Raw genomic sequence first — 22,293 nt, forward strand, 5'->3', positions numbered from 1 at the left:
GCGCCCTTCCACATGTCGGGACGGGCGCGCGACACGTCAGAAGATGGGTATCTGGGGCGCCGCCGCACCCGGAGGACGGGGCGGGTGGGGCGCCCGCCATAGTGATCCGGGATCGCGACGGCTGGGGACGAGATGAGCAGCGATACGCAGCACGACCTGGCGTTCGTAACTGGCGGCGCGGGCGGCATCGGTGGCGCGGTCTGCCGCGGGCTCGCCGCAGCCGGCCGGCGGGTCGTCGTCGTCGACCTCGAACCGGACCGCGCCGCGGCGGCCGCGGCCGAACTGCCCGGCGCCGGTCACCTCGGGATCGGACTGGACGTCGCCGACACCGCTGCGGTTCGCGCGGCCGTGGAGCAGGTGGAGACCGACCACGGTGGCATCGGCGTGCTGGTCAACGTCGCCGGCTGGGACCGCTTCATGGCCTTCGTCGACAGCACCCCGGAGTTCTGGGACCGGGTCATCGCAGTCAACTACCGCGGCGCGCTGAACACGGTGCACGCGGTCCTGCCCCGGATGGTCGACCGCGGCTACGGCCGCATCGTCTCGGTCGCCTCCGACGCCGCGCGGGTCGGATCGTCGCTGGAGTCGGTCTACGCGGGCTCCAAGGGTGCCGTCGTGGCGTTCTCGAAGAGCGTGGCCCGCGAGGTCGCCCGGCACAGCATCACCGTCAACGTGGTCTGCCCCGGTCCCACCGACACCCCGCTGATCCGGGGCATGGCGGACGAGCTCGGCGACGGCGCCAAGTTCGTCGAGTCGCTGACCCGGGCGATCCCCATGCGCCGGTTGGCCACGCCGGAGGACATCGCGCCCGCGGTGGTGTTCCTGACCTCCGACGGGGCCGGCTACATCACCGGCCAGACACTGTCCGTCAGCGGCGGACTGACGATGGCCTGAGTCGGCACCGACAACACCTGGAGTGAGCATGCAGATCGACGTCATGGCCGGCCCCCGGCGGTGGGCCGATGTGGCCGCAATCGCCCGGGCGGTGCAGGCCGCGGGCTTCACCGGGATGACGTTCACCGAGACCGGCCAGACACCGTGGATGGGCATCGCGGCCGCCGCGAACGCGGCCCCGTCGCTGAACTTCACCACCGGCGTCGCGGTGGCCTTCCCGATCAGCCCGATGATGGCCGCGAGCATCGCGTGGGAGCTCGCCGACAACACCGGCGGCAGATTCCGCCTCGGCCTCGGCAGCCAGGTCAAGGCGCACATCGAACGCCGGTACGGCGTCCCCTTCGACCCGCCCGGCCCGCGGCTGCGCGACTATGTGCTCGCGGTCCAGGACGTGCTCGCCGCGTTCCGCCGGGAGTCCAAGCTGGACCACCACAGCCAGCATCACGAGATGACCCTGCTGCCCGCACAGTGGTTGCCGCCGCTGCACGACCATGGCCACGTCAAGGTCGACATCTCCGCGGTCGGGCCGTGGATGTGCCGCATGGCCGGGGAGTTCGCCGACGGCATCCACGTCCACCCGTTGCACTCGATGCACTACCTGGAGAGCCGCCTGCTCCCGTCGGTGCGCGAGGGCCTGGACCGCGCCGGGCGCAAGCCGGACGCCGTCGACCTGCTGATCCCGGTCTTCATCGTGCCCGGCGACTCCGTGGAGGAACGCGCGTTCCTCACCGAGCGGGCCCGCGAGCAGATCGCCTTCTACGGCTCGACCCGCAACTACGCCTTCCAGTTCGACGACCTCGGGTTCACCGGGACCAGCGAACGACTCAACACGCTGCTCAAGGCCGGCGACCGCGAGGGCCTGATCGAGACGATCACCGAGGAGATGCTCGAGCAGTTCGCGATCGTCGGCCCGTGGGAGGAGATCGCGGACCGGGTCCGGGCCCGATACGGCGACCACGCCGAGCGGGTCATCTCCTACCTGACCCTCGACGACCTCGACCGCAACCCGGACAACCTCGGCCGCTGGGGCGAGATCGCGCGGGCCGTCGCCGCCGACTGACGGGCAGTCAGATCGCTTGCACCTGCGGATAGGACGGGCGCCACATCGCCTCGTGGATCTGCTGCACCGGGTCGGTCAACGGGGTACGCGCCAGCCCCTCGCGGGCGGCGGCCTTGGCGACCGAGGCGGCCACCGCGGCGGAGACCGCCCGCAGATCGGTCACCGGCGGCAGTAGCGACGCGCCCGCCCCGCTGCCCGGGGCGATGTCGGCCAGCGTCTGCGCCGCCGCCATCAACATGCCGTCGCTGACCCGGCTCGCCCGCGACGCAATCACGCCCAGGCCGAGGCCGGGGAAGATCAGGGCGTTGTTCGCCTGGGCCACGGTGTGTGTCACGCCGGCGTGTTCGACCGCCGGGAACGGGCTGCCGGTGGCCACCAGCACCGCACCGTCGGTCCATCGGATCAGGTCGCCCGGCAGCGCCTCGCACTTGGAGGTGGGGTTGGACAACGGCATGACGATCGGTCGGGCAGTGTTCGCGGCCATGTCGCGCACGATCGCCTCGGTGAACGCGGCCGGTTGCGCCGAGGTCCCGATGAGCATGGTCGGGGCGACCTCGCGGACGACGTCGGCCAGCGTGGGCACACCGCCGTCCTTGGCCCAGCCCCCGGTGTCCTGCGGGGTCCGCGCGTAGGGGAGTTGGAAGTCGCGGATCGTGGCGGCCTGATCGGTGGTCAGCAGGCCGCGACTGCCCAGGGCGTAGATGTTGGCCGTCGCGACGTCCCGTGGCAGTCCGTCCGCGACCATGGCGTCGCACAGCATGTCCGCAATGCCGATGCCTGCGGTGCCGGCGCCGTGGATCACGATGCGTTGGTCGCGCATCCTGGAGCCGATCGAGCGTACGGCGGCCAACGCGGCGGCCAGCACCACCGCGGCCGTGCCCTGCATGTCGTCGTTGAACGTGCAGCACCGCTGGGCGTAGGTAGTCAGCACCCGCCGGGCGTTGCCCGCCGCGAGGTCCTCCCAGTGCAGCATCGCGTTCGGGAACACCCTGCCGACGGCTTCGACGAAGGACTCGATGAACTCGTCGTACCGGTCGCCGCGGACGCGGGCGTGCCGGATGCCGAGATAGACGTCGTCGTTGAGCAGCGCGAGGTTGTCCGTGCCGGTGTCGAGCATGACCGGCAGCACCCGGCGCGGGTGGATCCCGGCGGCGGCGGTGTAGACGGCGAGCTTGCCCACGGCGATCTGGGCCCCGCCCACGCCCCAGTCCCCGATGCCGAGGATGCCTTCGCCGTCGGTGGCCACGATCAGGTCGACGTCGTCGGCCGTCGCGCCCGTGTTACGCAGTCGGGCCTCGATCTCCTCGGGGTGATCGACCGACAGGTAGGCGCCACGCGGGCGGCGGAACTCATGGCTGAATCGCTCGATCGCGGTGCCGATCGTCGGGGTGTAGACGATCGGGAGCATCTCCTCGATGTGCTCGGCCAGCAGGCTGTAGAACAGCACCTCGTTGCGGTCGCGCAGGTTGCCCAGGTACACGTGCTTGTCCAGCGGGGTGGGCTGCCGCAGGTACTGGCCGTAGACCCGGCGCAGTTGGCCGTCCATCGTCGAGACGCCGTCGGGCAGCAGGCCGGACAGGCGCAGCGCCTCGCGCTCGGCGTCGGTGAAGGCGGTGCCGCGGTTCAGGAGTGGGAGCGAGAGCACGGCGTGCCCCCGGACTCGCACCTGCGCGGTCCACGCGGAGCCGGAGCGCACCAGGTCGTACGGACGTTCGGTCATGCCCTGCAGTCTGCCGCAGCGTTGAGCGGGAGCCGCATACCGGAGCATTTATGCTACATACACATGGAGAAACGTGGGAATAGAGTAGAGTGTGGCGTCGGGTGCCACGTATCTGGAGGTTTCCAATGGGTGCCGTGTACGCCATCGACGCCTGCCGCACGCCGATCGGGAAGATCAAGGACGCGCTGTCCGGTGTGCGGCCCGACCACTTGTCCGCAGTCGTGCTGGCGGCACTGCTGGCTCGCGCGCCGCAGTTGGACCCGGCGACCGTCGACGACGTGTACTGGGGTGCTGCCAACCAGGCCGGTGAGGACAACCGGAACGTGGCGCGGATGGCTGCGCTGCTGGCGGGTCTGCCTGTCGACGTGCCGGGCGCGACGGTCAACCGGTTGTGCGGCTCGGGCATGGAGGCGCTCTCCGCCGGCGCCCGGGCGATCGCTGCCGGTGAGGCCGACGTCATCGTGGCCGGTGGGGTGGAGTCGATGACCCGCGCCCCGTTCGTGCTGCCCCGCTCGGACGAGGCCTTCCCGCGCGGTTTGGACGTGGTCGACACCCGGCTGGGCTGGCGGCTGGTTTCCCCCTGGATGACGGAGAAGTACCCGCCGATCAGCCTCGGTGAGACCGCTGAGAACGTCGCCGACCGCTACGGGATCAGCCGGGAGCGCCAGGACCGCCTCGCGGCCCGCAGCCACGCGAACGCCGCCGCCGCCTGGGCTGCGGGCCGCTTCGCCGACGAGATCGTCCCGGTGGACCTGCCGGAGGGTTCGCTGAGCGCGGACGAGGGAGTCAAAGCAGATCTGACGATGGATCAGTTGCGCACCCGGAAGCCGGCGTTCCGAACGGGCGGCTCGGTCACCGCGGGAAACTCCTCGCCGTTGAACGACGGCGCCGCGGTGGTCCTGCTCATGTCCGAGTCCGCAGTGAACCGGGTCGGGCTGAACCCGCTGGCGCGCTACGTCGGTTCCGGTGCCGCGGGCGTGCACCCGGACTACATGGGCATCGGCCCGGTCCCGGTCATGCGAAAGGTTCTGCGGCGCGCCGGTTGGACGACCGACGACCTGGACCTCATCGAGGTGAACGAGGCCTTCGCAGCACAGGGGCTGGCCGTGTGCGACGAGCTCAAGCTCGACCCCGACAGGGTGAACGTCAACGGCGGCGCGATCGCGATCGGGCACCCGCTGGGCTGCTCCGGCGCGCGGATCGTCACGACCCTGTTGCACGAACTACGTCGTCGCGGGGGCGGCCGGGGCGCGGCCACGATGTGCATCGGGGTCGGCCAGGGCATTGCCTCGCTGTGGGAAAGCACCTGATCCGCCGGTGCGGCACGCTCGCGGCACGACTTTGCGTGGTCAGGTTTATAGATCTTCGCTTTCGGTACGGAATATGTGCCGTCCGGTGCCTCGATCTCACTTCGCCTGTCACGGAAATGATCTAGTCGAGCACGGGAAGCGCGCAACTATGCACATTAATTCCGGCTGTTCCCCAGGGCCGGTATTAGTCGGTAAGGCGGCCAAGCTCGCAAAGAGTGCGGCAAGACATAAGATCTTGGGTTTCCCGGCTTGTGTCCGTTTTGCCCGGATTTGGCCGCCCCATCTCTGTCCGTTCTGGACCAGTTTGTTGCGATTCGGCCCTCGGATCTGGCGTTCCGTCAGATGTCACGAACGACCCTTTTACCGCGTTGACGGGCCTCGGATCGCTGCTTACCGTCCAAATCCGAGTCCATTCGGTTGACGAAATCCGGGTGCCAATGATCGTCCGGAGCCGTCGAAAGCGCGCAATCAACGGTTCGGACGATCAGGAGTTCCCCACATGGCTGCCCACCGTCGACTCAAGCGCCATACCTATCGCGAGACTGTCCTGAGCACCGCCGCCAGTGGTGTGCTGCTCGGCGGCACCGTGCTCGCGCTGGCCCCCGGCGCGCAGGCCGGCGAGGCCTCGCACTCCGCCAAGCCGGCCACGTCGGTGAGTGCCCCGCAGAAGACGCAGGACTGGGGCACCGAGGACTGCGACGACGAGGACGCCGACTGGTGCGACGGGTACGGCTACGGCGACGGTGATGACAACGGCGGCTGGTACTACGGCGACGAGGGCCAAGGGCGCCACCGCGGTGCACACAACTCCCACGACCACCATCGCAAGCACCACAAGAACCATGGCCGGCACCGCAAGCAGGGCCCTGGAGACCACGTCAGTGGGAACAAGGCCAGGTATCAGGAAATGGCCCGCGAGATGATCCATAACGACGCGCAGTTCAGCTGCTTCTCCCACATCATCAAGCGGGAGAGCGACTGGGACCCGCGCGCCGGCAACCGGCGGGGCGCCTACGGCCTGCCGCAGGCGTTGCCCGGCCGCAAGATGGCCTCGGCCGGCGCGGACTGGCGCACCAACCCGCGCACGCAGATCCGCTGGGCGATCCACTACATGGACGAGCGGTACGGCTCGCCGTGTGCCGCCTGGGCGCACTGGCGGCACCACCACAACTACTGATCCACCCACTACGTCAGCGAAAGCGAGCGCTGTAGCGCACGCTTTCGCTGACGTGAGCGGAGGGCTCGCGTGGTCTTGCGGGTGGTGCGTGGTCAGCCGGCGGTCGGGCCGCTCGGCGCGCCACCGGGGGGAGCGCCCGCCGAGCCACCCGCCGTGGAGCCGGCGGTCGGCGCACCGGCGTCGGAACCGGCGGGGGCAGTCGAGTCCGCGCCGCCCTTCTTGTCCTTCTTGTGCTTGTCGTAGGCGATGGCACCGTTGCTCTGACCGCCCGGCACGCCGCCGACGGCCCCGCCCGGAGCGCTGCCGGTGGTGCCACCAGGGGCGCCCGCCGTACCCGGGGTGCCGGTGGTGCCACCGCCCGGGGCGCCGGACTCACCCGCGCCGCTCGACGAAGGCGCCGGGGGTGCGGGCGTGGCGGCGGGCGCCACCGCGGGCGGCGGATTGGTCTCGGCCGTGCTGGTGGACGGGGTCCCCGTGCTGCAGGCAGCCAGCGCGAGGCCGGCGGCTGCGACGACGGGGAGGAACTTGCAGACTGCAGAAGGCAGACGTCGATTCACTTGGAAACTCCTTGATTCCAGGCGGGCGCGGATTCGCCCACCGGCGTTCTGGATGGTTCTTCGGTGAACGTCCGGGCGCTCGCACCGGACGCGGATCCCACGCTGCAGGGACCAGGGGGGTCGCCGTTTCCTCGACGACCGACTGGGTTCGCGTTCATGAACCGCAGTGATTCCATTCAGGCATCGCCCGGTGGCGATGTCCAGCAACCGGGCACCGTGTCGCGGTTGTGGTAGTCGAGCGGCGGCGTGTCGCTGACCTGGCAGTTCCGGCTGCGCTGCGGCGTGCGGCCGCCGGCGAGCATTCACCCGTTCGGGCGAACCCCGCGCGTTGCGGACTACTGACGCCGACTCACCTGACGATACGTCAGATCCCGTGCCGGCAAGGACCACCACGCCTTTCCACAAGACGTGTTGGTCGATTCAGAGCAACATCGTGCCGCCGTCGATGTAGAGGTCGATGCCGTTGACAGACTGATTGCCTACCAGGAACTCCACCGCGTCGACGATGTCGGCGGTCGTGGCCAGTCGTCCAGTCGGCGTCCGGGCCACCACCGGCGCCAGGACCTCTGCGGGCTTCGCCGCCCAGAAAGGGGTGTCGCCAACCAGTCCGGGATGGATGGCGTTGACGCGCACCGGCGCGAGTTCGACGGCCATGGTGCGCATCAGGCCGCTGATCCCACCGTTGATCGTGGATACCGTCGTCGAACCCGGGTAGGGACGATCCTTCGCCCGGCCGCCGAACAGCACGACCGCCGCCCGGTCGGTGAACCGTGGCGAAAGCGTGTGCACAACCTCGGTGTAGCCGACCAGTTTCAGCAACGTCAGGCGCCGGGCCTCGGGCAACTTGTACTCCCGCACCGAGTTCAGGTCGCGTTCGATCGCCGCAACGATCAGGTTGTCGACCGGACCGACATCGCCCAGCGCGGCCTCGATCTGCTCCGGCTCGGCCAGATCGAAGGCGACGCCCCGGACCTCGCCACCGAGTTCCGCGGCGGTCGACTTGGCGCGTGCGGCATCGCGGCCGGTGACCACGACGCGATGACCCGTCTGCGCGAACCGCGCAGCCACGGCCCGCCCGAGGCCTGACGTGCCACCGACGACGACCGTGCACGGCTGCGCAATCATCGGGTCGTCCTCCCCTCAGGCCCCGGCTGCCCGGCGCACGGACAACGCCAGCGCGGACCAGTCGATGTCCTCACCGTCGACGGCCAGCGTGGAGAGCAGATGGTCGCGCACCACTCCGATCAACGGCATGGGCGTGCGTTGCGCCTCGGCGGCCGCGGCGACCAGGCGCAGATCCTTCAGGCCCAGCGGAGCGGCGAATCCGGCCGGTCGGAACCGGTCCTCGACCAGGATCTGGCCGTAGGTGCGGTAGACGGGGGCGTCGAACAAGGTGCCGGTGAGCACCTCCAACAGCTTCCCGCGCGCTATGCCGCCCTTCTCCGCCAGCGTCATCGCCTCGGCGATCGTCTCGATCGTGGCCATGATCATGAAATTGCCGGTGAGCTTCAGCAGGTTCGCGGCGGGCGGATGGTCCCCCAACGGGAACACGCGCCGACCGATCGCCTCGAACAGCGGCGTGCACCTCTCCAGCGCGTCGGCCGGTCCGGCGCAGACGACGGACAGGGCGGCCGCCGCGGCGGCGTCCGGGCGACCGAATACCGGGGCCGAGACGAACGCCTCGCCGCGTTCGCTGTGGGTCGCGGTCAGGTGCTCGGCCAGCGCGACGCTGATCGTGCTCATCGAGACGTGCACCCCGAGCTTGTCCGCGGCCAGGATGCCGTCGGGCCCGTCGAGCACCGCGGACAGCGCATCGTCGTCGGCGAGCATGGTGATCACGACGTCGGCCTCGGCCGCTTCCCGTGGCGTCGCCGCGACGGTTGCCCCGTCCGCACGCAGCGCCTCGACCTTCGCCGGCGTCCGGTTCCACACGAGGAGTTCGTGCCCCGCCTGCATGAGGTTCCGAGCGATGGGCGAACCCATCTGACCCAGACCCAGGACCGCGACTCGCATGATGCGTCTCCCTCCGTCGGCGTATCGGTCCAACACGTTCGAGGCTAGAACGCGCCGAATTCGGGGTCTGCAATGGGTCGCCCGACCGCTTGCGAACGTTGGAATTCGACCGTTGCTTTTCCTTGCTCGGCCGCAGCTTTTGCGGTCGATATTCGGTGGGCGGGACAGGGAATACGTGATCAGTTCAGCCCGACCGACGCCGCCACCGCGACGGTCCGGTCGGTCCGCGCGGCCGGTCGACTCGGCCGAACGGCGGATGCTCTGATCTGCACATATGTGGACGAGTGTGGCGTCGTTGGCAAGTCGGGGCGATGACCGCGGATGGCCCGACCGCGAAACTGACGCCCCGAAAGATCTGCGACGCAACAAATTCGATCTCACAAAAACGATCGAGACAATCTGCGGAGTAAACCTGCTGCGACCGATTCTTGACGGCTCGTTTCCCTTTTCCGTGCCCGAGTTCGCCGAAATTCGTTTTCGATCAGCTTTCCTGTAGAGGACGCGGGGCCGGGCGAGCGGGCGGCAGGGAACGGCATGGACCTCACAGGCACGATGCGGTCACCGCTGCGCGCATGCGCGGGCGAAGTGGCCGACTGATGGCGGAGCCGGCTAAGCACCGCCGACCCGACAGCGGTCTGCAACGCAAGGAGTACCGCCGAGGCCTCGTGGCGCGGGGCGGCCTCGCGGGCGCGCTGCTGGTGGGCTTCGGATTCGCGGTGCAGGAGACGGCCGCCAACTCCGGGCAGAGCGCGGCCGGCGCGGCCGACCTGATCGGACGCGACGACCTGGGCAAGAGCGCCAGTCGCGACCTGCTGCGTCCGGCGCTCAATCTGCCGGCCACGATCGCGGCTCCCAAGCCGACGCTGGTGTCGCTGGCCAAGATCAACCTGGCGGCGCTCCGGCGGGCCGAGCGCTATGTCGGGGCGCGGCACGACTGGGCGCACATGTGTCTGGCGTTCGTCCGGACGGCGTTCAAACTGCCCAGCAACGAGGGCTCGGCGATCGGGGCCTGGCGGGCGGCGCGGCACAAGCATCGCGGCGACAGGCGCCCGCCGGCCGGTGTGCCGGTGTTCTGGTCGGGCGGTTCGTCCGGCGCCGGCCACGTCGCGGTCTCGCTGGGCAACGGGTGGATCGTCAGCACCGATCAGCCGTACACCGGGCACATCTCCAAGGTTCGGCTGTCGACGATCGCGAACGACTGGGGCCTGAACTACCTGGGTTGGACCGAGGACCTCGAGGGCGTCCGCGTCTACACGCCCGCGATCTCCCTGGGCTGAGAGTCTCGTCAGGCGAAATGGATCGCGCTGGCGATCCCGGCGACCAGGCAGTAGACGGCGAACGGGTTCATCGTCCGGGTGTGGAACCACTTGGTGAGGAACACCACCGAGGCGTAGGCCGCGACGCCGGCGGCGAGTGAGCCGACGACCACCTGACCATGGATCCCGTGGCCGGCCGATCCGGCGAGCGTGGGCAACTTGAGCACGCCCGCCGCCAGGATCACCGGGGTCGCCAGCAGGAACGCGAACCGGGCGGCGTCGTCGTGGTCCAGCCCGCGGACCAGGCCGCCCACCAGCGTGACGCCGGACCGGGAGATGCCGGCCAGCAGCGCCAGGCTCTGGAAGAGCCCGATCCCCGCCGCCTCGGCAGGTCGTAGGTCGTCCAGGGCCCGGGTCCGCTCTCGCCGCCGCAGGCGTTCACCGGCCAGCAGGATCAGGCCGTTCAGGGTCAGGAACACCGCGGCGGCCTCCGGCTTGGCGAACACCGTCCGGAACGCCTTCTCCAACGCCAGGCCGAGGATCCCGACCGGGATCGTGGCGATCACCAGCAGCACGGTCAGCCGCTCGGTCGAGGTCCGCACGCGCCGGGTCGTCGCCACCTGCACCGCGGCCCGGACGATCCGCACCCAGTCCGCGCGGTAGTGGAACAGCAACGCCAGCGCGGTCGCGACGTGCAGCGCGACCACGAAGGCCAGGTACGGCGACTGGCTGCTGTCGTGGCTGGCCGACTCGGTGACCAGGTGCCGCCAACTCCCGCCGATCCACGCCGGTACCAACACCGAGTGTCCCAGCGAGGAGACCGGGAAGAGCTCCGTGACGCCTTGGAGCAGACCGACCGACACCGCCTGGAGGTAGCTGATGTCGGCCATGCAGGTCGTCCCCCCGGAGTTCGCGCCGCTCGCTCGTGGACGATCCTGGGGCCTGCGGCGGGGTCGACAGCGAGCGCAACCGCGATGTTGGCGGGCGGTTCACCGGAAGTTCCGCCGGGCGGCCGGAAGCCTCCTCGGGGACGCTCGGCGGCCCCCCACCGGGCGTCGCGACGGCGGGCTGGGCCCGCCGGTCATATCCTCGACAATCGCCAGGTCGGTTGCGCAAGCGTCTGGAGTTCGCGCGCTGCACCCGGCGACCGCGCGCCCGGCGCGGTGGGGTGAGGGAGGAATGGCCTGTGACGGAGCCGAGCAAGACGCCGCCGCGCCCGCCTGAGGCCGATCCGGCCAAGCGCCCCAGGCTGGGCCGCAAGCCGTCGACGCCCGAGCCGGCTACGCCGTGGCGGGTGGAAGGGCTGCCGAAGGGGCCCGGCTCCGACCCACCGGGGCCGCCCAACAACGGCGGCATGCTGCGCCGCCCGCGCTGGTTCGTGATCCTGGCGATCTTCCTGGCGATCAACTGGATCGTCTCCGGCCTGTTCCTCCGGCCGACCGGGCGTACCCAGGTCTCCTACACGTTCTTCACCCAGCAGGTGCAGGCGAACAACGTCGACGAGATCACCTCGACCGCCGACACCATCCAGGGCGACTTCAAGAACAAGGTCGCCTACCCGCCGAACTCCTCCGACACGACCCAGGTGTCGCACTTCTCGACCCAGCGCCCGTCGTTCGCGGGCGACAAGTTGCTCACCGACCTGTCCGACCACAACGTCATCGTCAACGCCAAGTCCCCGGACCAACCGGCCCCGTGGTGGGAGCAGTTGCTGGCCGGGTTCGGCCCGACGCTGCTGCTGGTCGGCGTCGCCGTCTGGTGGTTCCGCCGCGCCGCCGCCGGCGGCGGTATCGGCGGCCTGGGCCGATCGCGGGCGAAGCTCTACCAGCCCGACGCCGGGCCCCGGACGACGTTCGAGGATGTGGCCGGCATCGACGAGGTGGAGCACGAGGTCTCCGAGATCGTCGACTTCCTGCGCGACCCGGACCGGTTCCGCCGGCTCGGCGCCCAGATCCCGCGCGGTGTGTTGCTGTCCGGGCAGCCCGGCACCGGCAAGACCTTGCTGGCGCGAGCCGTGGCCGGGGAGGCCGGCGTGCCGTTCTTCTCGATGTCGGCGAGTGAGTTCGTCGAGATGATCGTCGGCGTCGGCGCCTCCCGCGTCCGCGACCTGTTCGCGCAGGCGAAGAAGGTCGCCCCGGCGATCATCTTCATCGACGAACTGGACGCGATCGGCCGCGCCCGCGGTGGGGGCGCCTCGATCGGTGGGCACGACGAGCGCGAGCAGACGCTCAACCAGATCCTCACCGAGATGGACGGGTTCACCGGCAGCGAGGGCGTGATCGTGCTCGCCGCGACCAACCGTCCGGAGATCCTCGACGCGGCGCTGCTGCGGCCGGGTCGATTCGACCGGCGGGTCATGGTCAGTCCGCCCGACCTGGCCGGGCGCAAGGCCATCCTCGAGGTGCACTCGCGCAGCGTGCCGTTGGCCGACGACGTCGACCTCGGGGCGATCGCCAGTTCGACGCCGGGCATGGTCGGCGCGGACCTCAAGAACCTGGTGAACGAGGCGGCCCTGTCGGCGGCCCGGCGCAACTACCTTTCGGTGACCTCGGCGGACTTCTCCGACGCCCTGGAGAAGATTCTGCTGGGCACCGCCCGCGGGATCATGCTTTCCCAGGATGAGAAGGAACGCACCGCGTTCCACGAGTCCGGGCACGCGGTGCTGGGCATGCTCACCCCGGGCGCCGACCCGGTCCGCAAGGTCACGATCATCCCGCGTGGCCGCGCGCTCGGCGTCACGTTCCAGAGCCCGACCACCGACCGGTACGGCTACTCCGCGGAGTACCTGCGCGGCCGCATCACTGGGGCCATGGGCGGCCGGGCCGCCGAGGAGATCGTCTACGGCGACGTCACCACCGGCGCGGAGAGCGACCTGGAGCAGGCGACCAATATCGCCCGGCAGATGGTGGGCCGGTGGGGCATGTCGGCGGCGATCGGGCCGGTCTCGGTGCTGCCCGGGCCGGGTCAGGAGAACCCGTTCGGGATGTCGGGCCTGGCCCCGGGCACCGAGGAGCGGGTCGACGCGGAGGTTCGGCGAATTCTCGAGGAGTGCTACGCCGACGCGGTCCGACTGTTGACCGAGAACCGGCATCACCTGGACTCGTTGGCGACCAGGCTGATAGAGGTCGAGACCCTCGACGAGATCGACGCCTACGCCGCCGCGGGCATCCCGCGCGATTCCCGTCCGATCGGTGACCCGCTGCTGTCCGCGGGCCCGGGCGACTGACTCAGCCCGCCGCGCCCGCCAGTCGGCGGGCGCGCCGTTTATGTTCCCTTCGGTCAACAGGCTTCAATCGGCTCGGGATCACGAACAGGCTCGCAGGCTCGCTTGTTCTTGCTCCGCTCGCCTCATTCGCCTGTGCCAGCGGCGCACCAGCGGCGGGGCGGTCAGGCACAGCCCGATGCCCGCGATCAGCCCGACGGCCAGGTCCACCGAGACCCGGCCCTCCTTCTGCCAGTACACATCGCGCAGGTCCAGCAGCAACGCGAACTCGTCGACGATCAAGGCCAACGAGGACCCGTAGGCGATGGCGACCAGCGGATGCGCGACCGCGCTCCCGTCGCCGTTGACGGCGACCGACCCCACTGCGCTCAGCCCGAGGATGCCCCACATGTAGTGGTGCAGGTGCGCGGAGCCGACCGTGAGGTTCCGGAACGGACCGCGGTTGTCCTTGATCGCGTGGGTGATCAGGCGCACGCTGCCGAAGGTGGTGCTGAATGCCGCCCAGCCGGTGAACGCACCTTGCTGACTGGTCGTCAGATCGTGCAGATATGCGGCGCGGAGGTCGGCCAGGTCGCGGGTGACTGCCATCCGGCGAGTCTGTCCTACCGGCGGGTCGCCGGTTGCGGGAGGGCCAACGGCTGCGTCCACAGCGCACGCCGGCCGTCGGATTTGTAGCCGACACCGCCGACCCAGGCCGCGAAGGCCAGGTGCGGCGCCCCGCTGCTGTCGGTGAAGAACGAGGGCCCCTGCGGCCCGCTCATCGAGCCGGAGCCGGTCAACCACGGGCCGGCGGTGGTCCGGTCGACGCACGGGCCCAGCGGCGAGGCGCAGGTGGCGTAACCGATCCCGCTGCGGCCGGAGTCCCAGGCGTGGGCGCCGTAGAACAGGTAGTAGCCCCCGCTGTCGGAGATCATCGCGGGCCCTTCCAGCGACGGCTGCTGCCACGAGGCGGTTGCGGTCAGCAGTCGGGTGTTCTGCGAGCCGGCGAGAAAACCGCCCGTGGCCGGGTCCAGTTGCCGGGCCCAGATGTTCGTGGGCTTGTGCTTGGCGTTGTCCTCGCTCTTCCAGATCAGGTAGGACGCGGTGCCGTCGGCGACCACGTCGGGATCGATCGATCCGCCGCGGTCCAACTGGCAGATCAGCGGTGTCGTCGAGGTGTCCCGGAACGGGCCCTGCGGTGTCGCCGCGGTGGCCATCGAGATGCACTCCCGGCCCGAGGAGGCTTCCTCCGGCGAGTAGTACATGCGGTACCCGCCCGCGACCGAGACGACCTCCGGGGCCCAGGTGCGGCCGGTGCGGGCCCAGCCCGGCAATGTGGGCAGGGTGTCGATCGGTGAGCTCCAGTTGACCAGGTCGGTCGAGGTCATCAGCTGGATGTGCATGCCGTCGCTGTTGGTGGCGTAGGCGTAGTAGACGCCGTCGACGACCAGCACAGTCGGGTCCGCGAAGTCCTGCCCGATCGCCTCGGTCGCCATGGTCCGGACCGGGTCGGTGGGCAGGTTCCGAACCTCGGCCTGTGCCGTTCCGGGGATCAGCAGTCGCAACGTCATGAGCAAGGCGGTCAAGGGGATCGGCCAGGTGCGCAGCCACTCCGGCACGCGGCGGCGCGGGGCCGGGACAAGTCGGCGCGGCGCCCGCGTGCGTGCGATCGACTCGAGTGTCATGCCGGCCCCCGTGGTCCACCCGCGACGCGCTCGGCGACCTACCGGAGCGGGCGGATGCGGGAAGAGTAAGTCGCCGAATCGTTATGCGTACGAGGTTTTGTCGTATCCGAATCGATCGGCTGATCGGGCGTTTCCGGTTCATGAAAGACACCCGGCCCCTGACCCGGCGGGCGGGTCAGGGGCCGGATGAGCGGCGTCCGCGTCAGGCGTGCGCCACGTCCATCGCCGAGTCCTCCGGCGCCGAGGCCTGCCGCGGGATGCTCCCGCGCAGCGTGACCTGCTTGATGAACAGCGACCCGATCAGGCCGACGACGCTCGCCAGCGCCGCGACCAGGAAGACGTTGGTCGCCCCGTCCGTGATGCCGTGCTGCACCGCGTTCACCACCGAGCCGGGCAGCTTGCTCAACTCCGACGGCGGCACCGAGAGCCCGTTGGCGAACCGGCCGCCGGTGTCCGCGGCCAGCGTATGGGCGTACAGAGCGCCGAACAGCGAGATCCCCAGCGAGCCACCGATCGACTGCATGAACGAGGTGGTCGCGGTCGCCGAGCTGATGTCCGACAGCGGCACGCTGTTCTGCGCGATCACCTGGGTCGTGCTGAACATGCAGCCCATGCCCAGACCCAGGATGAACATGAACACGCCTGCCTCGACCCGGCCGGTGTCGACGCGGATCAGCGAGAGCAGCGACAGGCCCGTGATGATCAGCGCCGAACCCGCGATCGGGAAGAGGCGGTACTTGCCGGTCTTCGAGACGACCCGACCGGAGGTCAGGCTCATCGTGACCACACCGGCCATCATCGGCAGCATCAGCAAGCCGGACTTGGTGGCCGAGGCGCCCTGCACGTACTGCTGGAACTGCGGCAGGAAGGTCATCGCGCCGAACAGGGTGAACCCGACCATGAACCGCAGGCTTGCCGCCAGCGCGAAGTTGCGGATCGCGAAGACACGCACCGGGACGACCGGCTCGGCCGCACGCAGCTCGGTGCGGATGAATGCCGCCAGGCCGAGGGCCGCGAGGGCGAACAGGCCAAGGATGACCGGCGAACCCCACGAGTACTCGGTCCCGGCCCAGCTGGTCGCCAGGACCGCGGAGGTGATCCAGAAGATCGACAGCGTGGCGCCCTTCCAGTCGAAGCCGGCGGTCCGGGTCTTGTTCGGCGGGAGCTTCATCGTGCGGGCCAGCACGATCATCGCTGCCAGGCCGACCGGCAGGTTGACGTAGAAGTTCCAGCGCCACGAGATGTTGTCGGTGATCCAGCCGCCGGCCAGCGGGCCGCCGATCATCGACACCGGCATCACCGCCATGAAGTAGCCGGTGTACTTGCCCCGGTCGCGCGGCGGGACCAGCACGGCCATCGAGGCCATTACGCCGGTCATCAGGTCGCCGGCGCCGATGCCCTGCAGCGCGCGGAACGCGATCAGCTGGTTCATCGACTGCGACAGGCCCGCCAACATCGACCCGATCAGGAAGATGCTGATCGAGGTCATGAACACGGCCTTGCGCGGCAGGATGTCGCCGAGCTTCCCCCACAGCGGCACCGAGACGGTCGAGCCGAGGATGTAGGCGGTCGTCACCCAGGCCAGGTGCTGCATGCCGCCCAGATCACCGGTGATCGTCGGCAGCGCCGGGCTGATGATCGTGTTGTCGAGCATCGCCAGCATCATCACGATCATCAGACCGGACATCACTATCAAGATCTCGCGCTTCGAACGTTCCTGGTGCATCGCAAGCCCCCCGCTCACCGACCGCTCGTCCGCGCCTGTCGGTCGCGACGTTCCCCTGCGGTCATTTCATGAGGAGTCTGCTTTTTCCGGACAGGTTGCGCCTCGGCGGAACGTGCAGGATCGGGCGGCGAACGGCTCGCCCGCGAATCCTCCGAACGGATGAGCCGGTCAGCCGCAGAGAGGTACGCCGCGTGCGTGCAGCACCTGCGTCACCGCGGCGTTCAGGCGGGCCTCGGGCAAGGCGCCGCTGCTCACCTCGGACGCCATCGTGGCGAGGATCTGGTTGAACGAGGCTGCCAGCCGGGCCGGTGCCAGCGCCGCGACGTCCGCCGCGGTCCGGGTCGAGCCGAACAGCACCAGGTCGGCGCCGGACTCGATCGCGTCGGCAACGGCCTGACCGAGCGAAGGTGTTGCCACGGTGATCGCACCGGCGGACAGGCTGTCGGTGACGACAAGTCCGGTGAAGCCGAGCTGCGACCCGAGCAGACCGCCGATCACCGCCGAGGACAGGCTCGCCGGATGCCTGGTCAGGCCGGGGACGGTCGCGTTCGAGATCATCACCGCCGGGGCGCCGGCGGCGATCGCCGCCTGGAACGGGGGCAGTCCGGTGGTCTTGAGCTGTGTCAGCGGCACCGTGGCCGCGGGCCGGACGTCGGTGTTCCCGGTCGAGCCGCCCAGGCCGGGGAAGTGCTTGACCACCGGCAGCACCCCGCCGTCGCGCAGGCCTTCGAGGAAGGCCAGGCCGTACTTGCTCGCGATGGCCGGGTCGCCGCTGAACGAACGTGACCCGTCCGGGTTGTCGTCGGAGGGGCCGGGCCGGGAGTCCACGTCGAGCACCGGCGCGAGGTCGACGTTGACGCCGAGCTTGCGCAATGCCCGGCCCAGCGCGGCGGCCTGCGACCGCACCGCGGTGGTGCTGCTCGTCGCGGCCAGGTCCCGTGGCCAGGGCAGGTTCGGCACCGAGGCCTTCAAACGCTGGACGCCGCCGCCTTCCTCGTCGGCCATGACCAGCAGTGGCCCGGGAGCGTTCGCGGTCGACGTGGCGGCGTGGATCCGGGCGGCCAGGTCGCCCGGCGCGGTGCTGCTGCCGAGGAACAGGACCCCGGCGGCCCCGGCCGCCAACTCCGGTGCGAGCGAGGTGAAGTCGAAGTCGGCGGAGGGCAGCACGACCACGGTCGCGGCGCGTCGCGCGACCGGCCAGGCGGCGACGTCGGCGGTGGACAGGCAACCCGCCGACGGCGTGCCCGAGGGCGCGCCGGTGTCGGCCGCGGACGGTGTCGACGAGGCGGCCGACGAGGCGGCCGGCGGTGCGCCGGAGGGCGATGGTGGCGCGGCCTTGTCGGCTCCGGCGCCGCAGGCCGCCAGCAGCGCTGCGGCACCGCCGAGCGCGGCCAGGCGAAGCCGTGGCGCCCGCATGGCTCTCCCCCGTCGATCATGGTTCCGTCGATCATGGTCCGACGGGCGGTCAGCCTAGACCCGACACCTCCTCCAGCGACTTGTTCTCGGCGGAGACGCCGAGCGCCAGTTCGACCACCCCGCCGGTCATCATCACGGCGGCGCCGAGCACGTAGCCCAGGGCGAGGCGGGTCGGGTTCGGGTGGGCCTTGTCGATCAGTGCCCCGTAGCAGATCGGGCCCAGGGCCCCGACGCACTGGGCGATCGCGAAGAAGACCGCGATCGCCTTGGCCCGGACCTCGAGCGGAAAGATCTCACTGACCGTCAGATATGCCGCGCTCGCTCCGGCCGAGGCGAAGAGGAAGATCACGCACCAGGCCAGGGTCTGCGTCGACGCGTCGAAGACTCCCGCCCGGAACGCGAAGGCGTCCAGCGCCAGCAGGATCCCGGAGCCGAGGTAGCACCCAGCGATCATCGGTCGCCGACCGATGCGGTCGAACGCCGAGCCGAGAAGCAGTGGGCCGACGAAGTTCCCGAGCGCGAACGGGATGTAGTAACGGCTGGTCGATCCGGACGGAATGCCGTAGAACGCCGAGAGCACCGTCGCATAGGTGAAGAAGATCGCGTTGTACAGGAACGACTGCGTGACCATCAGCGTGACGCCGAGCACCGCGCGGCGGGGATAAGTCCGGAACAGCACCCGCAGCAATGTCAGGTACCCGCGGTCCGGGCCAGGGCGGACCTCGATCGCCCGCGCCGGGTCGACGTCGGAAAGGGCGATCCCGGCGGATCGGACCTCGTCCTCGATCCGGCGGATCGAGTCCTCGGCGCCCGCGGTTCGGCCGTGCATGAGCTGCCACCGCGGACTCTCCGGCAGGCTGCGGCGCACGAACACGATCCCGATGCCCAGTGCCGGTCCGATCAGGAACGCGATCCGCCAGCCCGACCCCGGGGCCAGTGATCCGTCCAACAACGGGATCTGCAGCACCGCGGCCAGTGCCGCGCCGGCCCAGTACGTGCCGTTCACCGCGACGTCCACCCGGCCCCGGTAGCGCGCCGGGATCAGCTCGTCGATCGCGGAGTTGATCGCCGCGTACTCACCGCCGATGCCGGTCCCGGCGACGAAGCGGGTTGCGTACAGATAAGCCACCCAGCCGGGCCCGGACCCGAGGGTGGCCGCGGTGGCGGCGCTGCCCGCGAAGTACACGATCAGGGTCACGGCGAACAGGTTGCGCCGGCCGAGCCGATCGGACAGGCGCCCGAAGAGCAGGGCGCCGAAGACCTCGCCGGCCAGGTAGACCGAAGCCAGCGCCCCCGCCGCGGTTGCCGACAGGCCAAGCACCGCAGGATCGGTCAGCTTGTCCGCGACGTTGCTCGCGATCGTGATCTCGAGTCCGTCCAACACCCAGGCGACGCCGAGGGCCAGCACCATCCGGGTGTGGAAGGGCGACCAGGGCAGGCGATCGATGCGAGCCGGGATCGTGCTGCGGACCGCGTCGGTCACGGCCGGCGTCGCGTCCGACGTCCGCACGTTCACCGGCACACCTCCCGTTTTGCTTTCGGGCTGGCTCCTACCCGCACTGATTTGCGCAGTACCCTGCGGTTCGTGGGAGACACGGAGTTCGAAGGCGGACCGGAGTCGCCGGCGGAGCACGCCGGCGGTTCTGGTTCGGGCCGTCGAGGCCCCGCGGACCACCACGCGATTCCCTGGCCGGACCTGTCCGGGCGGCCGCACTCGCACACGGTTGAGCGGCAGATGCTGGCCGCGCCGGCGGCGATCTACGCGGCCTGGACCGTGCACGCCGACCGCTGGTTGGCGCTGCCCGGGCGGATCGTCATGCGGGCCGAGGTCGGCGAGCCGTTCTACTTCGAGACGGAGTTCAACGGCCGTCGCTACCCGCACTACGGCAGGTTCCTGGTCCTCGAACCCGACCGTCGGATCGTGATGACCTGGGTGACCGGCCCGAGCGGCACCGCGGGCGCGGAGACCGTGCTGAGCATCGTGCTGACTCCGGCGGGACCGGGGACCGTCGTGCGGCTGAGCCATGCGGGCTTCGTGACCGAGTCCGCCGGACGGGAGCACGAGCACGCCTGGCACGTGGTGCTGCGCAACCTCGACACGATCCTGGTCGACCCGCCGGACAAGGCCGACGCCGGCGACTGACGCGGAACCTCGCGACGCGCCGGTCTGCCGCGCGGATGCATTCGTTCGCCGCCAACGGGCAGGGGCTTCGGTAGAGGACCACCGTGCGGTGGCCCTCGCCGACAGAGCATCCGCCGAAGAGAGGAAGGTGCCCGCATGATCACCTTGACCGAGAACGCCAAGAACGCCATTGAGGCACTCATCGCCGACGGGCCGGACGACTGCGGTATCCGCATCGCGAGTGAGTCCGAGCCGGTCAGCGGCAACGGAAAGACCCCGGCGGTGAGCCTGCGCGTGGCCGCTCGTCCGGAGCCGAACGACGAGGTGATCCAGGAGGGTCGGGCGCGCGTGTTCGTCCAGCCCGCCGCGGCGCAGATCATGGGCGACCACCTGCTCGACGCCCGCGTGGAGCAGGCCGATCGAGGCGCGGAGGTCAGTTTCTTCGTCAGCTGAGGGGTTCGCGGCTCGACACCGCTGCCTGGCCACCCGGAGGCCGGCGCGCCCGCCCCACCGCGCCCGCCCCACCGCGCCCGCCCCACCGCGCCCGCCCCACCGCGCCCGCCCCACCGCGCCTGCCAAACCGCCACCACGGGGCTGAGTTGCAACGCGTTTGGCGACTTGAAGCCGGGGATCGCCACGCCAGTTGCGACTCTGCCCAGGGGTGGTGATGGGGGGCCGGGTACTGCTTCGACCGCCGGGGCGCGATGGGTGGAAGTGGACTGCTCGGCCGCCCGTGCGCTGCATGGGTGCCGGCTGCCGGGGAAGCCTGGAACGAGAGAAGGCGTCGAGGCGGGAGGAGTGGGACATGCCGCAACAGGCCTGGAACGCGAAGCGGGAACGCCAGTACGAGCACATCAAGGAGGGCCTGCGCGAGCGGGGTCGCTCCGAGCCGACGGCTGAGGAGATCGCGGCCCGCACGGTGAACAAGGAGCGGGCCCGGTCCGGTGAGTCCCGGCAGTCGAGTCGCACCTCGACCTCCGACATCTCCTCGGGCCGCCGCGGCGGACTGCGGTCTCACTCCGGCTCGGCCGGGCGCACCAAGGAGCAGCTCTACAACGAGGCCCGGGAGCGCGGGATCAAGGGCCGCTCCCGGATGAGCAAGGCCGAACTCGAGCAAGCCGTCGGAGGTCGCTCGAACTGAGCGGACGTCGGATCGGACGGTCCACCAGAGGCGAGGCGGAGGTCGTGGTGCAGGTCGGTTACACGTTGATGTGCGAGCAGTCGGGGCCGCGTTCCCTGGTCGAGAACGCGGTGCGGGCGGAGGAAGTCGGCTTCGACTTCGCCGTGATCAGCGATCACTTCTCGCCGTGGTTGGCCGAACAGGGCCACTCGCCGTTCGCCTGGTCGGTGCTCGCCGCCGCGCTCGAGGCGACCGACTCGCTGCCCTTCGCGACGTTCGTGACCTGCCCGACGATTCGTTACCACCCGGCCGTGGTGGCCCAGATGGCCGCGACGACCGAGTTGCTCGCGCCCGGTCGCTTCACGCTGGGCCTGGGTGCCGGGGAGAACCTCAACGAACATGTGGTCGGGCGTGGGTGGCCGCCGGTGCACATCCGCCACGACATGCTGGCCGAGGCGGTCTGCCTGATCCGCGAACTGTGGACCGGGCAGCAGGTCACCGAGCGCGGCGAGCACTTCCCGGTCGACCGGGCGATCATCCACGACGTCCCGGACTCCAAACCGCCGATCGGGATCGCGGCCTCCGGCCGGCGTTCGGTCGGATTGGCGGCCGACCTGGGCGACGCACTGATCATGGTCGAGCCCAAGGCGGACCTGGTCACCCGTTTCCGCGACGGCGACGGTGCCGACAAGCCGGTCTACGGGCAACTACCGATCAGCTTCGACGCCGACGAGGCGCGAGCGGCCCGCCGCGCGCACGAGCAGTTCCGCTGGTTCGGCGGCGGCTGGGCAGTCAACTCCGAATTGCCGACGCCGCGGGCATTTGCCGCTGCGAGCTCGTCCGTCACCGAGTCCGAGGTGGCCGCGTCGATTCCGTGCGGGTCGGACGTCGACCGAGTCGTCGAGACCGTCGAGGCGTGGCGGACCGCCGGGTTCAGCCACCTCGCTCTGCTGCAGATCGGCGGAGACGTGCAGGACGAGTTCCTGGACTGGGCGGCCAAGGAACTGTTGCCCGCGTTGGCTCAGCGGTGAACGG

General features: G+C 70.2%; 20 protein-coding genes. 10 read left to right on the top strand and 10 right to left on the bottom strand.

From position 1 onward, the window contains the following. Window positions 1–132 precede the first annotated feature (132 nt). On the top strand, window positions 133–894 hold the full coding sequence (locus tag VHU88_18395; GenBank protein HEX3613665.1) for an SDR family NAD(P)-dependent oxidoreductase: 762 nt from the start codon (window positions 133–135) through the stop codon (window positions 892–894). Between the two features lie 28 nt (window positions 895–922). Next, entirely contained in the window at window positions 923–1,954 is a 1,032-nt protein-coding gene (locus VHU88_18400; GenBank protein HEX3613666.1) for a TIGR03617 family F420-dependent LLM class oxidoreductase, read from the top strand. Window positions 1,955–1,961: 7 nt separating this feature from the next. Here the strand turns inward: VHU88_18400 and VHU88_18405 are convergent, their stop codons facing one another. Then, complete coding sequence (locus VHU88_18405) at window positions 1,962–3,674, bottom strand: NAD-dependent malic enzyme (GenBank protein HEX3613667.1); 1,713 nt, start codon at window positions 3,672–3,674, stop codon at window positions 1,962–1,964. A gap of 125 nt (window positions 3,675–3,799) precedes the next feature. On the opposite strand from VHU88_18405, the gene VHU88_18410 reads away from it, so the two are divergent. Both VHU88_18410 and VHU88_18415 read left to right on the top strand, forming a co-directional pair. Continuing rightward, complete coding sequence (locus VHU88_18410; protein HEX3613668.1) at window positions 3,800–4,984, top strand: acetyl-CoA C-acyltransferase; 1,185 nt, start codon at window positions 3,800–3,802, stop codon at window positions 4,982–4,984. Between the two features lie 499 nt (window positions 4,985–5,483). Then, window positions 5,484–6,161: a lytic transglycosylase domain-containing protein gene (locus tag VHU88_18415; protein HEX3613669.1), complete on the top strand. Its 678-nt coding sequence runs from the start codon at window positions 5,484–5,486 to the stop codon at window positions 6,159–6,161. A 92-nt stretch (window positions 6,162–6,253) separates the two neighbouring features. Here VHU88_18415 and VHU88_18420 read toward each other — a convergent pair whose 3' ends face one another. From VHU88_18420 to VHU88_18430, 3 genes are all read right to left on the bottom strand, one after another. After that, window positions 6,254–6,718, bottom strand: coding sequence for a hypothetical protein (locus VHU88_18420; GenBank protein ID HEX3613670.1), 465 nt, complete (start codon window positions 6,716–6,718; stop codon window positions 6,254–6,256). A gap of 420 nt (window positions 6,719–7,138) precedes the next feature. Next, window positions 7,139–7,843 carry an SDR family oxidoreductase gene (locus VHU88_18425; protein HEX3613671.1) on the bottom strand — a complete coding sequence of 235 codons (705 nt, stop codon included), beginning with the start codon at window positions 7,841–7,843 and terminating at the stop codon, window positions 7,139–7,141. A 15-nt stretch (window positions 7,844–7,858) separates the two neighbouring features. Then, window positions 7,859–8,731, bottom strand: a complete 873-nt coding sequence (locus VHU88_18430; protein HEX3613672.1) for an NAD(P)-dependent oxidoreductase — start codon at window positions 8,729–8,731, stop codon at window positions 7,859–7,861. Window positions 8,732–9,327: 596 nt separating this feature from the next. On the opposite strand from VHU88_18430, the gene VHU88_18435 reads away from it, so the two are divergent. Continuing rightward, window positions 9,328–10,008 carry a hypothetical protein gene (locus VHU88_18435; GenBank protein HEX3613673.1) on the top strand — a complete coding sequence of 227 codons (681 nt, stop codon included), beginning with the start codon at window positions 9,328–9,330 and terminating at the stop codon, window positions 10,006–10,008. Window positions 10,009–10,016: 8 nt separating this feature from the next. Here the strand turns inward: VHU88_18435 and VHU88_18440 are convergent, their stop codons facing one another. Beyond that, window positions 10,017–10,877, bottom strand: coding sequence for an undecaprenyl-diphosphate phosphatase (locus tag VHU88_18440; protein HEX3613674.1), 861 nt, complete (start codon window positions 10,875–10,877; stop codon window positions 10,017–10,019). Between the two features lie 296 nt (window positions 10,878–11,173). On the opposite strand from VHU88_18440, the gene ftsH reads away from it, so the two are divergent. Beyond that, window positions 11,174–13,213 (top strand): ATP-dependent zinc metalloprotease FtsH, encoded by a 2,040-nt coding sequence (ftsH, locus tag VHU88_18445; GenBank protein ID HEX3613675.1) that lies wholly within the window; start codon window positions 11,174–11,176, stop codon window positions 13,211–13,213. 78 nt (window positions 13,214–13,291) lie between these two features. On the opposite strand, the gene VHU88_18450 is transcribed toward ftsH, so the two are convergent. The 5 genes from VHU88_18450 to VHU88_18470 form a co-directional block, all read right to left on the bottom strand. Beyond that, window positions 13,292–13,798, bottom strand: a complete 507-nt coding sequence (locus tag VHU88_18450) for a hypothetical protein (protein HEX3613676.1) — start codon at window positions 13,796–13,798, stop codon at window positions 13,292–13,294. Between the two features lie 14 nt (window positions 13,799–13,812). Beyond that, window positions 13,813–14,874 carry a glycoside hydrolase family 43 protein gene (locus tag VHU88_18455; protein ID HEX3613677.1) on the bottom strand — a complete coding sequence of 354 codons (1,062 nt, stop codon included), beginning with the start codon at window positions 14,872–14,874 and terminating at the stop codon, window positions 13,813–13,815. A 202-nt stretch (window positions 14,875–15,076) separates the two neighbouring features. Further along, window positions 15,077–16,561 carry an MDR family MFS transporter gene (locus VHU88_18460; protein HEX3613678.1) on the bottom strand — a complete coding sequence of 495 codons (1,485 nt, stop codon included), beginning with the start codon at window positions 16,559–16,561 and terminating at the stop codon, window positions 15,077–15,079. A gap of 207 nt (window positions 16,562–16,768) precedes the next feature. After that, complete coding sequence (locus VHU88_18465) at window positions 16,769–18,016, bottom strand: glycoside hydrolase family 3 N-terminal domain-containing protein (protein ID HEX3613679.1); 1,248 nt, start codon at window positions 18,014–18,016, stop codon at window positions 16,769–16,771. Window positions 18,017–18,065: 49 nt separating this feature from the next. Further along, entirely contained in the window at window positions 18,066–19,532 is a 1,467-nt protein-coding gene (locus VHU88_18470) for an MFS transporter (protein ID HEX3613680.1), read from the bottom strand. 69 nt (window positions 19,533–19,601) lie between these two features. On the opposite strand from VHU88_18470, the gene VHU88_18475 reads away from it, so the two are divergent. From VHU88_18475 to VHU88_18490, 4 genes are all read left to right on the top strand, one after another. After that, window positions 19,602–20,159 (top strand): SRPBCC family protein, encoded by a 558-nt coding sequence (locus tag VHU88_18475; protein HEX3613681.1) that lies wholly within the window; start codon window positions 19,602–19,604, stop codon window positions 20,157–20,159. Between the two features lie 135 nt (window positions 20,160–20,294). Continuing rightward, window positions 20,295–20,591, top strand: a complete 297-nt coding sequence (locus tag VHU88_18480) for a hypothetical protein (GenBank protein HEX3613682.1) — start codon at window positions 20,295–20,297, stop codon at window positions 20,589–20,591. A gap of 352 nt (window positions 20,592–20,943) precedes the next feature. Then, window positions 20,944–21,279 carry a plasmid stabilization protein gene (locus VHU88_18485; protein ID HEX3613683.1) on the top strand — a complete coding sequence of 112 codons (336 nt, stop codon included), beginning with the start codon at window positions 20,944–20,946 and terminating at the stop codon, window positions 21,277–21,279. A gap of 44 nt (window positions 21,280–21,323) precedes the next feature. Beyond that, window positions 21,324–22,289 carry a TIGR03557 family F420-dependent LLM class oxidoreductase gene (locus tag VHU88_18490; protein HEX3613684.1) on the top strand — a complete coding sequence of 322 codons (966 nt, stop codon included), beginning with the start codon at window positions 21,324–21,326 and terminating at the stop codon, window positions 22,287–22,289. The last annotated feature ends 4 nt before the right edge of the window (window positions 22,290–22,293 follow it).

The organism is Sporichthyaceae bacterium (assembly GCA_036269075.1).
In the GTDB taxonomy this organism is placed as follows: Bacteria; Actinomycetota; Actinomycetes; order Sporichthyales; family Sporichthyaceae; genus DASQPJ01.

Coding starts and splice junctions, on each gene's coding strand:
- VHU88_18410 (HEX3613668.1), top strand. CDS start 3,800: ATGGGTGCCGTGTACGCCATCGACGCCTGCCGCACGCCGATCGGGAAG.
- VHU88_18440 (HEX3613674.1), bottom strand. CDS start 10,877: ATGGCCGACATCAGCTACCTCCAGGCGGTGTCGGTCGGTCTGCTCCAA.
- VHU88_18480 (HEX3613682.1), top strand. CDS start 20,295: ATGATCACCTTGACCGAGAACGCCAAGAACGCCATTGAGGCACTCATC.
- VHU88_18435 (HEX3613673.1), top strand. CDS start 9,328: ATGGCGGAGCCGGCTAAGCACCGCCGACCCGACAGCGGTCTGCAACGC.
- VHU88_18460 (HEX3613678.1), bottom strand. CDS start 16,561: ATGTCCGGTCTGATGATCGTGATGATGCTGGCGATGCTCGACAACACG.
- VHU88_18395 (HEX3613665.1), top strand. CDS start 133: ATGAGCAGCGATACGCAGCACGACCTGGCGTTCGTAACTGGCGGCGCG.
- VHU88_18430 (HEX3613672.1), bottom strand. CDS start 8,731: ATGCGAGTCGCGGTCCTGGGTCTGGGTCAGATGGGTTCGCCCATCGCT.
- VHU88_18405 (HEX3613667.1), bottom strand. CDS start 3,674: ATGACCGAACGTCCGTACGACCTGGTGCGCTCCGGCTCCGCGTGGACC.
- VHU88_18450 (HEX3613676.1), bottom strand. CDS start 13,798: ATGGCAGTCACCCGCGACCTGGCCGACCTCCGCGCCGCATATCTGCAC.
- VHU88_18485 (HEX3613683.1), top strand. CDS start 20,944: ATGCCGCAACAGGCCTGGAACGCGAAGCGGGAACGCCAGTACGAGCAC.
- VHU88_18465 (HEX3613679.1), bottom strand. CDS start 18,016: ATGCGGGCGCCACGGCTTCGCCTGGCCGCGCTCGGCGGTGCCGCAGCG.
- VHU88_18400 (HEX3613666.1), top strand. CDS start 923: ATGCAGATCGACGTCATGGCCGGCCCCCGGCGGTGGGCCGATGTGGCC.
- VHU88_18455 (HEX3613677.1), bottom strand. CDS start 14,874: ATGACACTCGAGTCGATCGCACGCACGCGGGCGCCGCGCCGACTTGTC.
- VHU88_18425 (HEX3613671.1), bottom strand. CDS start 7,843: ATGATTGCGCAGCCGTGCACGGTCGTCGTCGGTGGCACGTCAGGCCTC.
- VHU88_18415 (HEX3613669.1), top strand. CDS start 5,484: ATGGCTGCCCACCGTCGACTCAAGCGCCATACCTATCGCGAGACTGTC.